At 65.2% G+C, this 12,571-nt stretch carries 11 protein-coding genes; 5 read left to right on the top strand and 6 right to left on the bottom strand.

Going from position 1 to position 12,571, the window contains the following annotated elements; all coding sequences use genetic code 11:
* Positions 1-8 precede the first annotated feature (8 nt).
* The 4 genes from I6F12_RS25825 to I6F12_RS25810 are packed head-to-tail and all read left to right on the top strand — an operon-like array spanning position 9 to position 3,811.
* Positions 9-968, top strand: coding sequence for an ABC transporter permease (locus tag I6F12_RS25825; protein ID WP_025033623.1), 960 nt, complete (start codon positions 9-11; stop codon positions 966-968).
* Positions 934-1,851, top strand: a complete 918-nt coding sequence (locus I6F12_RS25820) for an ABC transporter permease (RefSeq protein ID WP_035996800.1) — start codon at positions 934-936, stop codon at positions 1,849-1,851. Before I6F12_RS25825 ends, I6F12_RS25820 begins: the two co-directional genes overlap by 35 nt.
* Positions 1,851-2,846, top strand: coding sequence for an ABC transporter ATP-binding protein (locus I6F12_RS25815; protein ID WP_225157521.1), 996 nt, complete (start codon positions 1,851-1,853; stop codon positions 2,844-2,846). The genes I6F12_RS25820 and I6F12_RS25815 overlap by 1 nt, the downstream gene beginning before the upstream one ends.
* Positions 2,843-3,811, top strand: a complete 969-nt coding sequence (locus I6F12_RS25810; RefSeq protein ID WP_035996776.1) for a dipeptide ABC transporter ATP-binding protein — start codon at positions 2,843-2,845, stop codon at positions 3,809-3,811. The genes I6F12_RS25815 and I6F12_RS25810 overlap by 4 nt, the downstream gene beginning before the upstream one ends.
* A gap of 29 nt (positions 3,812-3,840) precedes the next feature.
* Here the strand turns inward: I6F12_RS25810 and I6F12_RS25805 are convergent, their stop codons facing one another.
* Together I6F12_RS25805 and I6F12_RS25800 are read right to left on the bottom strand one after the other, a co-directional pair.
* Positions 3,841-5,745: a diguanylate cyclase gene (locus tag I6F12_RS25805; protein WP_225128544.1), complete on the bottom strand. Its 1,905-nt coding sequence runs from the start codon at positions 5,743-5,745 to the stop codon at positions 3,841-3,843.
* Between the two features lie 173 nt (positions 5,746-5,918).
* Positions 5,919-6,140 (bottom strand): dodecin, encoded by a 222-nt coding sequence (locus tag I6F12_RS25800; protein ID WP_036020706.1) that lies wholly within the window; start codon positions 6,138-6,140, stop codon positions 5,919-5,921.
* A gap of 178 nt (positions 6,141-6,318) precedes the next feature.
* Here I6F12_RS25800 and I6F12_RS25795 point away from each other — a divergent pair, with 178 nt between their 5' ends.
* The gene (locus tag I6F12_RS25795; RefSeq protein ID WP_157286813.1) at positions 6,319-7,200 is read left to right on the top strand and encodes a DMT family transporter; all 882 of its coding nucleotides are present in this window, start codon (positions 6,319-6,321) and stop codon (positions 7,198-7,200) included.
* A 20-nt stretch (positions 7,201-7,220) separates the two neighbouring features.
* On the opposite strand, the gene I6F12_RS25790 is transcribed toward I6F12_RS25795, so the two are convergent.
* The 4 genes from I6F12_RS25790 to I6F12_RS25775 form a co-directional block, all read right to left on the bottom strand.
* Positions 7,221-7,778 carry an HNH endonuclease gene (locus I6F12_RS25790; RefSeq protein ID WP_057028390.1) on the bottom strand — a complete coding sequence of 186 codons (558 nt, stop codon included), beginning with the start codon at positions 7,776-7,778 and terminating at the stop codon, positions 7,221-7,223.
* 200 nt (positions 7,779-7,978) lie between these two features.
* Complete coding sequence (locus tag I6F12_RS25785; protein ID WP_225157520.1) at positions 7,979-8,956, bottom strand: peptidyl-alpha-hydroxyglycine alpha-amidating lyase family protein; 978 nt, start codon at positions 8,954-8,956, stop codon at positions 7,979-7,981.
* A gap of 144 nt (positions 8,957-9,100) precedes the next feature.
* A complete protein-coding gene (locus tag I6F12_RS25780) occupies positions 9,101-10,861 on the bottom strand; it encodes an NAD(P)/FAD-dependent oxidoreductase (RefSeq protein ID WP_225157519.1) in 1,761 nt (586 codons plus the stop codon).
* A 163-nt stretch (positions 10,862-11,024) separates the two neighbouring features.
* The gene (locus I6F12_RS25775) at positions 11,025-12,551 is read right to left on the bottom strand and encodes an acyl-CoA synthetase (RefSeq protein ID WP_225157614.1); all 1,527 of its coding nucleotides are present in this window, start codon (positions 12,549-12,551) and stop codon (positions 11,025-11,027) included.
* Positions 12,552-12,571 lie beyond the last annotated feature (20 nt).

Genomic DNA, 12,571 nt, shown 5'->3' with positions numbered 1-12,571 from the left:
TCTTCCCTATGAGTCAGTATGTCCTGCGTCGCCTCCTGATCGCCGTTCCGAGCCTGCTGGCGATTTCGCTGGTGCTGTTCGTCGTGCTTGCGCTCGCGCCCGGCGATCCGTTCTCCGAACTGGCCACCAATCCGAACGTGCCGCCCGAAGTGCAGGCGGCACTCCGGGCCAAGTTCGGTCTCGACGACCCGATCTACCTCCGCTACCTGCACTGGCTCAACGCCATGCTGCACGGCGACTGGGGCTTCTCCTTCGTCAGCCGGATGAACGTCGACACGCTGATCCTCCAGCGCCTGCCCGCCACGCTCTACGTGATCGGCTCGGCGCAGATCCTGGCGCTGCTGATCGCGATTCCGGTCGGCGTCTATGCCGCGACCAGGCCGTATTCGCTGTTCGACCAGATCGCGAATACGCTCGCCTTCGTCGGCTTCTCGCTGCCGACCTTCTTCACCGGCATCCTGTTCATCCTGATCTTCTCGGTCACGCTGGACTGGCTGCCTTTCGTCTACACCACCGACATCAAGGCCACCGGCATCCGCTGGGTGCTGGAGATGATCCGTCAGGCGATCATGCCGGTGGCGGTGCTCGGCCTGTTCCAGGCGGCGTCGATGACGCGCTTCGTGCGCTCGGCGATGCTCGACGTCATCCGGCTCGACTACGTCACCACGGCGCGGGCCAAGGGCCTCGGCCAGACCACGGTGATCATCAAGCACGTGATGCGCAACGCCATGATTCCCGTGGTCACGCTGATCGCGTTGCAGATGCCCGCGGTGTTCGGCGGCGCCATCGTCACCGAGCAGATCTTCCGCATTCCCGGCATCGGCTCGCTGCTGATCTCCTCCATCCTTTCCAACGACACGCCGGTGGTGATGGCCGTCACCTTCGTCTTCGCGTGCCTCGTGGTGCTGTTCAATCTCATCGCGGACGTGCTTTATGGCTGGCTTGACCCTCGCATCTCCCTCCGCTGAGCGGCGCGCCTATTCGCCCTGGCGCGAAGCATGGCGGCGTTACAGCCGCCACCGGCTCGCGGTGGTCAGCGCTGTCCTGCTCCTCATCCTGGTGCTCGCCGTCGTGCTTGGGCCGTTCGTGTGGCGTGTGAAGATCAACGAGATCGACATCGTCGCGGGCCTGCAGGGTCCGTCGCTCGCCCATCCCTTCGGCACCGACGATCTCGGCCAGGACATTCTGGCGCGCATGATCTATGGCGGCCGCATCTCGCTCGCGGTCGGGCTCGCCGCGATGCTGGTCGCTGTCATCATCGGCACAGTGATCGGCGCGCTCGCCGGTATGTCGCGCGGCGCGCTCGGACACGGATTGATGTGGCTCACCGACCTGTTCCTGTCGCTGCCGCAGCTGCCGCTGCTGCTGCTGCTGATCTATCTGTTCCGCGACGGGCTGAAGCAGGTGTTCGGGCCCGAAGGCGGCATCTTCATCTTGATCGTGCTCGTGATCGGAGGTCTGCGCTGGATGCCGGTGGCCCGGCTGGTGCGTGCCCAGTTCTTGTCGCTCCGCGAAAAGGAGTTCGTCGAAGCCGCCCGTGCGCTCGGTGCCAGTCCGGTGCGGCAGGTGGTACGGCACATCCTGCCCAATGCGGTCGGCCCGGTGATCATCGCCGGTACCATCGACGTCGCCGCCGCGATCATCGCGGAATCGACGCTGTCCTTCCTCGGCCTCGGTTTCCCGCCGGATACCCCGACCTGGGGCCGGCTGCTGTTTGACGCCAAGGATTTTCTCGACATCGGCCCGCACTGGGCGCTGTTTCCGGGCGGCGCGATCTTCGTCGCGGTGGTGGCCATCAACTTCATCGGCGACGGTCTGCGCGACGCGCTCGATGCGCGACGGGTGATCTGATGGCGCCGCTGCTCGAGATCAAGGGCCTGAAAACCCACTTCTCCACGGACGACGGCATCCTCCAGGCCGTCGACGGTGTCGACATCTCCATCAACAGGGGCGAGACGCTCTGCGTCGTCGGCGAATCCGGCTGCGGCAAGACCGTGACCGCGATGTCGATTCTGAAGCTGATCGCAATGCCGCCGGGCCGGATCGCGGCGGGCCAGATCATCTTCGAGGGGCGCGATCTGGTGCCGCTGACCAGCAACCAGCTCGACGAGATCAGGGCGAAGGAGATCGGCTTCATCTTCCAGGAGCCGATGACCTCGCTCAATCCGGTGCTCACCATCGGCGAGCAGATCGCCGAGAGCCTGCGACGGCACGAAGCGGTGACCAGGAAGCAGGCGCTCGAGCGCACCATCGAGATGCTGAAACTGGTGCAGATCCCGAACGCCGAAGGCCGCGTGCACAATTATCCGCATCAGTTTTCCGGCGGCATGCGCCAGCGCGTGATGATCGCGATGGCGCTTGCCTGCAAGCCGAAGCTGATCATCGCCGACGAGCCCACCACCGCGCTCGACGTCACCATCCAGGCGCAGATCCTCGACCTGTTGCAGGACATGAAGGACCGCTTCGGCATGGCGGTGATGCTGATCACCCATGCCATGGGCGTCGTCGCCGAGACCGCGCAGCGCGTCGTCGTGATGTATGCCGGCAAGGTGGTGGAGGAGGCGCCCGTCGACGATCTCTTCGGCGATCCCCGTCACCCCTATACGCAAGGCTTGATCCGCTCGATTCCGCGCATCGATCTCGACAGCGAGCACAAGACGCGGCTCGAGGCGATCGGCGGCTCTGTGCCGATCCTGATCAACCCGCCGGCCGGCTGCCGCTTCGCGCCGCGCTGCAAGTTCGCCATGAATGTCTGCATCGAGAAGGAGCCGCTGCTGCGCGAGATCGCGCCCGGTCACCGCATGGCCTGTCATCTCGGAGATACCAGCGTGGGAGCCGCGTCATGAGCGAGCCCTTGCTCCGCGTCAGCGGCCTGAAGAAACATTTCCCGGTGCTCGGCGGCCTCTTGTCGCGCCAGGTCGGCACCGTCTATGCGGTCGACGGCGTGTCGTTCTCGGTCAACCGCGGCGAGACGCTCGGCCTCGTCGGCGAATCCGGTTGCGGCAAGTCGACGACCGGGCGCTGCGTGCTGCGCCTGATCGAGCCGACCGACGGCGAGGTCACCTTCGACGGCCAGGACGTGCGCAAGCTCGGCGGCAACGATCTGCGCGCGATGCGGCGGAACATGCAGCTGGTGTTCCAGGATCCGTTCGCCTCGCTCAATCCGCGCATGACGGTCGGGGCCATTCTCGGCGAGGCCTTTACCATCCACAATCTCGCCTCCTCCTCGAAAGAGCGCGAGGAGCGCGTTGCGGGGCTTCTGGTCAAGGTCGGGCTCAAGGCCGAGCACATGCGGCGCTATCCGCATGAATTCTCCGGCGGCCAGCGCCAGCGCATCGTGATCGCGCGCGCGCTCGCGGTCGAGCCGAAGCTGATCGTCTGCGACGAGCCGGTCTCCGCGCTCGACGTGTCGATCCAGGCCCAGGTCATCAACCTGCTGGAGGACCTTCAGGCCGAGCTGAACCTGACCTATCTGTTCGTCGCGCACGATCTCTCGGTGGTCGAGCACATCTCCGACCGCGTCGCGGTGATGTATCTCGGCCGCATCGTCGAGCTCGCGAAAGCCAGCGACCTCTACCGCAACCCGCAGCATCCCTACACCAGGGCGCTACTGTCGGCGGTGCCGGTGCCAGATCCAAAACTCAAGCGCGAGCGCATCCGCCTCAAGGGCGACGTGCCGAGCCCGATGAAGCCGCCCTCCGGGTGTCACTTCCACACCCGCTGCCCGATCGCCCAGCCACGCTGCGCGGAAAGCGCGCCGCCGCTGAAGGAGGGCGCGGGCGGCCATTTCGTGGCGTGCCATCTGGCGTAGTGCTATGAATCCGTAGACGGCCGATCAGCTCACGCGCTTTTCGCGGGCCATGCTATCACCTGGCCCGACATCACCAGCCGGTCTCGGCCGCTCTCCTTGGCGACGTAGAGCGCACGGTCGGCGGCGGCGACCAGCGTACTAGAGTCCATCGCGGTCTGGGACGGAAGAGCCGCGGCGCCGCCGATGCTCGCAGTCACCAGCCGCGAAGGCGGATTTTGCGCGTGCAGCATGGCGAGATCGAGCAGCGCCTGGCGAATCGCTTCGCCGACCTCGGCGCAGCCTTCAGGACCGGTGTTCGGCAGCAGCACGGCGAATTCCTCGCCGCCATAGCGCGCCGCGAGGTCGGCCGGACGCCTGGCCTGGGCGGATAAAATCCGGGCCAGCGCGCGCAGGCAGGCGTCGCCCGCCAGATGCCCATAGAGATCGTTGAATTTCTTGAAATGATCGACATCGATCAGTAGCAGCGAGAGCTGGGTTCCGTCGCGCCGAGCCCGCGCCCATTCGTCGGCAAGGTGGTCGTCGAAGGCGCGACGGTTGGCGAGGCCGGTGAGACCGTCAGTGATTGCCAGCGAGGCGAGCCTGTCCTGAAGATCCTTCTGCTCGGTCATGTCGCGCACGACCGCGACGACGCCGTCGATCACGCCGCTGTCGGACGCCACGGTGACGTGTAGCGCCGCCTCGGCCCAGATCTCGCCTTTGTCGCGATGACGCTGCCGATAGACGAACCGCGCTTCCTCCGCCTCGCCATTCTTCAGCGCGGCGATGGCCTGCTCAACTCGTTCCATGTCGTCGGCGTGAATGCCGGCCAGGGCCGAGGTGCCCATCAGTTCTTCGGCCGACCAGCCGGTGATGCGCGCGCAGGAGGGAGAGACGTAGAGCAACCGGTTATCCAGCCCGATGCGGGTCACCATGTCGCTGGATTGCTCGGCCAGCAGGCGGAAATTGGCTTCCTTGGCGACCAGGGCCTGTGCCGTGCGCTGCCGCTGCAGCAACTGACGGACCAGATAGTAGCCGATCACCGCGATCAAGAGGACGAGTCCGAGGACGAAGCTCATGCGTGCTGCTGCCGCGCGTCGCCAGGGGGCGAGCACGTCGGCCTGCGACTTGCTCGCCAGCACCATCAGGGGATAGCGGCTGCTGCGCTGGTAGTAGCTCAGCCGCTGCGCGCCATCGAGCGGCGATTTGAAGTAATAGACCGCCGCGGCGGGGCGGCTTTTCCAGCTTCTGAACAAGGGCGCATCGGACAGGTCGCGTCCGACGAAGGCGCCGCTCTCGTCACGGCTGCGCGCCAGCATGATGCCGCTGTCGTTGAGCAGAGATGCCGAGCCGTTCGGCCCGATGTCGAACCGCTCGTAGAATTTGACGAAATAGCTGACGTCGATCGTGAGCAGGGCGACGCCGGCGAAGCCGCCGTCGGAATCGTTGATCCGACGGGATGCGGTGACGATCCACTGACCGCCGGAGCGGCTCTTGACGGGTCGCCCGATCAGCGTGCCCGTGTCCGTAGAATCGCGATGGCGTTGGAAATATTCACGGTCGCTGTTGTTGAGCTTGGAGAAATCGAGGTGCTCCGTCGTGGCGAGCCAGCGGCCGGTCGCATCATAGATGAAGATGCCGCGGATGCGTTCCGATGATTTGCGGGTGGGCAGATAGGCCTGGAGCTTCATGATCGTGTCCGGGCCCATCCCGTCGATCTCGAGCCGGTGGACCAGCCCGACGAGAATCGTATCGGCAAGCTCGAACGTGTCGTCCGCGTGCTGGATCAGCGACTGAGCGAGGTTGGTGACGTCGATTTCGGCGTTCCTCAGATCGGCGTTGCGCGCCTCCCATTCGCGCCACGCACTCAGGCCGAGGATAGCCACGCAAGTCAGCACGACGAATCCGGCCGCCCAGAGCGGAAGGCGCGTCTTGCCGAGTTCGCGGCTTGTGACCATCAGGCTTGCTCCAAATCGGAGCAAACCTCTCACTTTCGCCTTAACGGCTTGTTGCAATATCCGCGATGATTGTGCGGGGTCTGTACTCGACCGGGAACATGGCCGACATCGAGTTCCACTCTCGTCGGCCCGCTTTCATGGTGGTGTCGCCGCGCGATGGGCGGCCTGACGTCTCATCCTTCCAACGTGAAGCCGACGCGCAGCGTCACCTGAAAATGACGCACGGCGCCGTTCTCGACGTGGCCGCGCGTTTGCACGACCTCGAACCATCTTATTTCGCGAACAGTCTTGGAGGCGCGGCTGATGGCGTTCTTGATCGCATCCTCGATCGAGGTCTCGGATGATCCGACGAGGTCCAGGATCTTGTAGACGTGATCGTGCTCGGCTGTGGGCATGGCCTTCCCTCATTTGGTATATTGCCATCCGAAACATGCGTATGGCGGAACGTGCGCAGGCGAGCATGCCTGGCCCACGGTCTGAACGGTCGTGGGAGCTTCGGGTTCCTTGCTCCGCGATGGCCCGCATGCACCAGGCGAGGTGGAGCGGCCGGCGCTGGCCTGCTAAGCGCTGGGTATGGACACGGCGCGACGCGACAGGACGATCGGCTCTCTCTGCCTGTGCGTAACGGCGTTCGGCTGGGCGTTGAACTGGCCGCTGATGAAGCTGCTGCTGCAGCAATGGCCGCCTTTGTTCGCGCGCGGCCTTGCGGGTGTTTGCGCCTCGCTCATTCTCGGCACCCTGGTGCTGATCCGGAAGGAATCCTTCGCCGTCCCGCGCGAGGCGGTGCCGCGCCTCTTGTTTGCGACCTTCACCAACGTCTTGGCCTGGATGGGTCTCGGCACGGTCGCGATGAAATATGTGAGCGTGAGTGAGGGCGCGCTGCTCGCCTATACGATGCCGATCTGGGCGATGCTGTTCGCCTGGCCGGTGCTGCACACGCGGCCGGCGCGACGAGATGTTCTCGGGCTTGTCCTCGGCATTGCCGGCGTCACGCTGCTCCTGAGCGGCAACGGTCTTGCGTTCAGCACCGACAAGCTGGTCGGCATTGCGCTCGCACTGCTCTGCGCCATCCTGTTCGCGCTCGGCAATGTGCTCAACCGCAAGCCGCTGCCGATGCCGCCGCTGGTCGTCGTCGCCTGGCAGGTCGGGCTGGGCTGCGCCACGATGCTGGTCCTCGGCGTGCTGTTCGAGCGCCCTGACGTCACCGCCATCACTCCGCTGGGGCTCGGCTGCTTCGTCTACATGACGCTGGTGCCGATGGGCCTCTGCTACGTCACCTGGTTCGAGACGCTGCGCCGTCTGCCCCCAACCACGGCGTCGACCGGCATGCTGATCGTGCCCGTGATCGGCGTCGTCTCAGCGGCGATCATTCTCGGCGAGCCGCTCGGCTATCGCGAATGGACGGCGATGGCGCTCACGCTCGGCGGCGTCACGCTGGCGTTGCAGCGGGGGTAGCAGAGCGCGCTGGCTCGCACCTACGGATCCAGCTCCGTATCCCAGTACAGATAGTCCAGCCAGCTGTCGTGCAGATAGTTCGGCGGAAACAGCCGGCCGTTGCGGTGGAGCTGGTGCACGGTGGGTGCGAACGCTGTCTGGCGCGGAAACATTTTGGACTGCGCCGGTGTGAGATTGCCCTTGCGCAAATTACACGGCGAGCACGCCGCGACCACGTTCTCCCAGGTGGTCTGGCCGCCTTTGCTGCGCGGGATGATGTGATCGAAGGTGAGGTCTTCGGGCGAGCCGCAATATTGGCAGGCGAAACGATCGCGCAGGAAGACGTTGAAGCGGGTGAAGGCGGGGTGGGTGGTGGGCTTGACGAAGGATTTGAGCGAGACGACGCTGGGCAGCTGCATTTCCAGCGTGGGACTTCGAACCGCCTGATCGTAATGTGCGACGATGTTGACGCGGTCGAGGAACACCGCCTTGATCGCGTCTTGCCACGACCACAACGACAGTGGGTAGTAACTCAGCGGCCGGAAGTCCGCATTCAGCACCAACACCGGCCAACTGCCTTGCGAGACATGTGCGTTCAAGTAACGCTCCCGGCCTCCAATATACGCTGCGAAGCAGCATGTAGTGACATACTACATGCAGCGTGACGGGATTGTGAAGCCCGTTGAGCGACTTATTCAAGCGCAAGCAATGCGGCGGCGGGGTGGCAAAAGTGCTCAAAAAGCCGCGATCCCGGGGGCGCGCGGAACCGCCCCAGCGTGCGCTGCCTTTGCCATGGCAGCTACTCCCGTACCCGCTCCAGCTTCTGCAGGCACCGCGTCGCGCGCACCACAGCAGGCATCTCCTCGTCTGGGAAGCTCGTCGTCCAGTTGGTGACGCCGACCTCGCCGACATAGATATCGCCCTTCGAGTCCAGCGCGATGCCGTGCGGCGCCAGGAATTTGCCGCTGGCGACGCCCGGCCCCTCCTCGCCGCCGAGCCGCGCGATGCGATTTCCCTTGGTGTCCACGATCGACAGCCGCGGGCCGAGATTGGGTACATTGCGGTTGATGGCGAGGCCGGGGCCGAGCTCGCCGATCACGAAGGTCGGGCTCTTGGCCCCGCCGCAACAGCACAGCGCGCAGGGTCGGTGCAGATTGTTCCACTGCGTCTCGTATTTGCCCTCGCCGTCGAACACCTGGACGCGGTGGTTCTCGCGATCGGCGACATAGACCCAGCCGTCGGCATCGGTGGCGATATTGTGCACGATGTTGAACTGGCCGGGATCAGTGCCCGGCTCGCCCCAGCTCTTGATCAGCTTGCCGTCGGGCGTGAATTTGTGCACGCGCGCATTGCCATAGCCGTCGGAGACGTAGATCTCGCCCTTCGGCGACAGCGCGGTGTGGGTGCAGCGGTGGAACGGCTCGCCGCTCATGAACGGCGCCGGCTTTGCAGGAATGCCGATCGTCAGCAGCACCTTGCCGTCAGTGGTGCATTTGCGCACGGTATGGTCGCCGTCGTCGGTGCAATAGAGATTGTCGTCGGCGTCGATATGCAGGCCGTGCGCGCGCGAGAACAGGCCTTCGCCAAAACTGCGCAGGAAATTGCCCTCGCGGTCCAGCACCACCATCGGGTGGGCGCCGCGGTTGAAGACGTAGACGCGGTCCTTGCTGTCGACCGCCACCGAGGCGACGTCGGTGAGCTGCCAGCCGTCCGGCAATTTCGCGAAGTTGTCGACGACGCGGTAGCGGTGCTCGCCGGTGCCGAGAATGGCTGGCATTGATCTCTCCTCTTGTCATTCCGGGGCGCGCGAAGCGTGACCTATGATGCGCAATTGCGCATCTGAGAATCCATTGGGCAGCATACTCTGTGGTTAGATGGATTCCGGGTTCGCGCTTCGCGGGCCCCGGAATGACGGCTGTAGCTATATTCGTGCCAAAATACCTTCCTCGATCGCCTTGATCTGCAGCGCCAGATATTTCGAGTTGATCCGGCATTGCGCCAGGCTCCCGGCGATGAACCAGAGGCCGGGCTGCCTGGTGCGCGCATACATGTTGCGCAGCTCGAAGCCTTCGCCAAAACCCCAGATCGGCCCGACGCGGTCGGCGATGCCGTCGCCGAACAGCTTGCGCACCAGATATTCCTGCGGCTTGTAGCCGGTCGAGAGCACGACCAGGTCGGCGGTAATGATCGAGCCGTCCTTCATCCGCGCGCCCTCAGCGTTGAAGCTTTCGATGTCGGAGAACTGCCTGAGGCTGATCTTGCCCTCGACGATCAGGTTGGAGCAGCCGACGTTGAAGTAATAGCCGCCGCCGCGGGTGAGGTATTTGAACTGCCAGCCGGTGCCGGCTTCGCCGAAATCGAGCTTGAAGCCGACGCGCGCGAGGCCGTCGAGTAGCTCCTTGTCGAGCTGCTTGGATTGCTCGGTCAGCATCACATGCGTCTTCTTCGCGAGCGGCGTCGGCATCGAGGCCGCAATCAGATCGTTGTCCTCTAGCGTGCCCTCGTTGTAGGTCGCATAAGCGAGCTGCGCCGACGGTTCGATATTGGTCACGAGTGTGGGCGAGCGCTGCACCAGCGTCACCTCGGCGCCGCTGGAATGAAGATCCTGCGCGATGTCGTGACCGCTGTTGCCGGTGCCGAGGACGATGGCGCGCTTGCCGGTCCAGTTCTCGCCGTCCTCGTAGCCGCTGGAATGCACCAGCGTCCCCTTGAAATTGTCGAGGGTCGCAATGTCGGGAATGTTGGCGATGCCGCTGACGCCGGTCGCCATGATCACATGGCGCGGATGCATGGTGCGCTTGCTGCCGTCGGCGCGCCGCAGCGTGACGGTCCAGTGGCCCTTGGCCTCGTCATAGGCGCCGCCCTCGAACTCGGTGCCGGTCCAGAAGTTCAGCTCCATCGCATCGACATAGGCCTCGAACCAGTTGGCGAGCTTGTCCTTGGGGATATAGACCGGCCAGTTCGGCGGAAACGGCATATAGGGCAGGTGATTCACCTGCACCTGGTTGTGCAGGGTCAGCGCGTGATAGCGCTTGCGCCAATTGTCGCCGATCCGCATCTCGCGATCGACGATCAGGGTGTCGACGTTCAGCTGCTTCAGCCGCGCGGCAATCGCGAGCCCGGCCTGGCCACCGCCGACCACCAGCACGGCCGGATCGTGGTCGGCATAGGCGCGCGCAGCGTTGCGCTGGTCGAGCCAGTTCGGCCCGCGGAAGTCGCGAGAATAGGCCTGCCCCCGCGGCCGCGAGGTGCCGAGCTGTTCCTCGAAGCCTTTCAATTCGTCGAGCGCGGTGAGCAGCGTCCAGGCTTTCAGGCTGTCGTCAGGGCCGTCGGGAATGAGCCGGACAATGCCGCTGCCGCGGCCGAGCGCGGTCTCAAAATTGAAGATCGCTTCGATGTTGTTGGTGCCGGCGCGCGTCACCCAGCGCGGCGGCGCCCGGTTCGGCGCGATCTTGAAATTGCTGGGCGCCGCCTTGGGCGCGCGCGCCGCAAGCTCTTGCGCGATCGCATCGCGGCCCGCGATGGTCTGCAGGTTCCAGCTCAGCGCCAGCACGTCGCGCCAGAAGCCGTCGGCGAGGAAGAGCGGGCCCAGCGTCGCGGGATCAGGTCTGCTTAAGGTGCGCTCGAAGTCGTCGAGCCAGGCCTGTGCGGCGATGGAAATATCCTGCGTCCGGTCCAGCATGCGCGACCTCATGGCCGTCTTCGCGGCGTTTCCTCAGAGATCGAACGCTATACGGTTTCGCCGCCGGCCAAAAGCCGCGGACCTGAGCGAGGCCGGCATGCGGCCCTGCCCGGACGGAATATGGCCCGGAATTCCGCACGTGCGGACGCGGCCGGAGAACGACTTAAGCGCCGCCCGGCCTCCGGTCCGCCCAATAGGGGTCGCGCAGCTTGCGCTTGAAGATCTTTCCGGTTGCCTCGCGGGGCAGCGCATCCAGGAACTTGACCTCCTTCGGCACCTTGAAGTTGGCCAGACGCTCGCGCAGATAAGCCTGCACCGCGGCGGCGGAGAGCTGCTCGACCCTGTCGGGCTCGATGCAGGCGCACAGCCGCTCGCCATATTCCGCGTCCGGAATGCCGAACACGGCGCAATCGCGCACGCCGGGCATCGCGATCAACACGTTCTCGATTTCGGCGGGATAGATGTTGACGCCGCCCGAGATCACCATGTCGCGCTTGCGGTCGCAGAGGAACAGATAGCCGTCCTCATCGAGATAGCCGACATCGCCGACGCTGACGAGACCGTCGCGCCCGGCCTCGGCGCGCGCCTGCGCCTTGCCGTGATAGTCGAAATCCGGCACCGCGGTCTGGCGCATGTAGATCTCGCCGACCTCACCAGCATCGCAGAGGCTGCCGTCGTCGCGAAAGATCTTGACGATGCCACCTTCGATGGCGCGGCCGACCGTGCCGGGCTTCTTCAGCGCCTCTTCGGCCGAGTGCCAGACCGGGATGCCGGTCTCGGTCGAGCCGAAATATTCGTTGATGACCGGTCCCCACCACTCGATCATCGCCCGCTTCACCTCGGGCGGGCAGGGCGCCGCGCCGTGCACGACGAAGCGCAGCGACGACAGGTCGTAGCGCTGCCTGACCGCTTCGGGCAGGCGCAACAGGCGCACGAACATGGTCGGCACCATGTGGATATGCGTCACACGGTGGCGCTCGATCAGCGCCAGCAGCTCCTCGGCGTCGAACCGCGGCTGAAGCACGATGGTGCAGCCGTTGCGGAAGGCCATCATGCCGTAGGAATGCGGCGCCGAGTGATACATCGGACCGTTGATCAGCACGACCTGGTCCTCGCGCGGCTTGATGCCGTAGGCGATCGCGCCGACGCGCTCCGAGGCGGCGGCCTGCTCCGGCGGCATCGGCATGCGCCGCACGCCCTTCGGCATGCCTGTGGTCCCCGACGTGTAGATCATCGCCGCGGCCCGGCGCGGCGGCTCCTCTGTTTCCGTGTGGCCGTCGCGCCAGCGGTCCCAATCGGTCAGGCCCGAAGAGACCTCGGTCAGCTCACGGGGAATGGCGAAGGTCGCCGCCAGCTCGGGCGGGGTTGCGACCACGAGCAGGCGGACATCCTCCGGAATGCCCCCGCGGATTTGTGGCAGCAGGTCGGCGTGGCAGATCAGGATCTTCGCGCCACTGTCGGTCAGGATGTAGCGGACCTCCTCGGCCTTCAGGTGCCAGTTGATCGGCACCACGGGGCTGCCCAGTGCGGCCGAGGCCGCGACCACCTCGAACAAGGCGAAGTCGTTGCGCAGCAACATGGCAACCGGCGCACCTTCGGCAAGGCCGAGGGTGCGCAGCCCGCTCGCCGCGCGTCTGATGCGCGCCTGGATCTCGTCATGGCCGATCCGGCGTTCGCCGCTGATGATCATGGTCATTCCCATTCCGTTGG

This window comes from Bradyrhizobium sp. IC4059 (assembly GCF_020193615.1).
Classification (GTDB): Bacteria; Pseudomonadota; Alphaproteobacteria; order Rhizobiales; family Xanthobacteraceae; genus Bradyrhizobium; species Bradyrhizobium yuanmingense.
The sequence above is the reverse complement of the archived record's forward strand: the minus strand, read 5'-3'. Positions and strand labels throughout refer to the sequence as shown.

Coding starts and splice junctions, on each gene's coding strand:
- I6F12_RS25785 (WP_225157520.1), bottom strand. CDS start 8,956: ATGCCAGCCATTCTCGGCACCGGCGAGCACCGCTACCGCGTCGTCGAC.
- I6F12_RS25780 (WP_225157519.1), bottom strand. CDS start 10,861: ATGCTGGACCGGACGCAGGATATTTCCATCGCCGCACAGGCCTGGCTC.
- I6F12_RS25820 (WP_035996800.1), top strand. CDS start 934: ATGGCTGGCTTGACCCTCGCATCTCCCTCCGCTGAGCGGCGCGCCTAT.
- I6F12_RS25805 (WP_225128544.1), bottom strand. CDS start 5,745: ATGGTCACAAGCCGCGAACTCGGCAAGACGCGCCTTCCGCTCTGGGCG.
- I6F12_RS25795 (WP_157286813.1), top strand. CDS start 6,319: ATGGACACGGCGCGACGCGACAGGACGATCGGCTCTCTCTGCCTGTGC.
- I6F12_RS25815 (WP_225157521.1), top strand. CDS start 1,851: ATGGCGCCGCTGCTCGAGATCAAGGGCCTGAAAACCCACTTCTCCACG.
- I6F12_RS25800 (WP_036020706.1), bottom strand. CDS start 6,140: ATGCCCACAGCCGAGCACGATCACGTCTACAAGATCCTGGACCTCGTC.
- I6F12_RS25810 (WP_035996776.1), top strand. CDS start 2,843: ATGAGCGAGCCCTTGCTCCGCGTCAGCGGCCTGAAGAAACATTTCCCG.
- I6F12_RS25775 (WP_225157614.1), bottom strand. CDS start 12,551: ATGATCATCAGCGGCGAACGCCGGATCGGCCATGACGAGATCCAGGCG.
- I6F12_RS25825 (WP_025033623.1), top strand. CDS start 9: ATGAGTCAGTATGTCCTGCGTCGCCTCCTGATCGCCGTTCCGAGCCTG.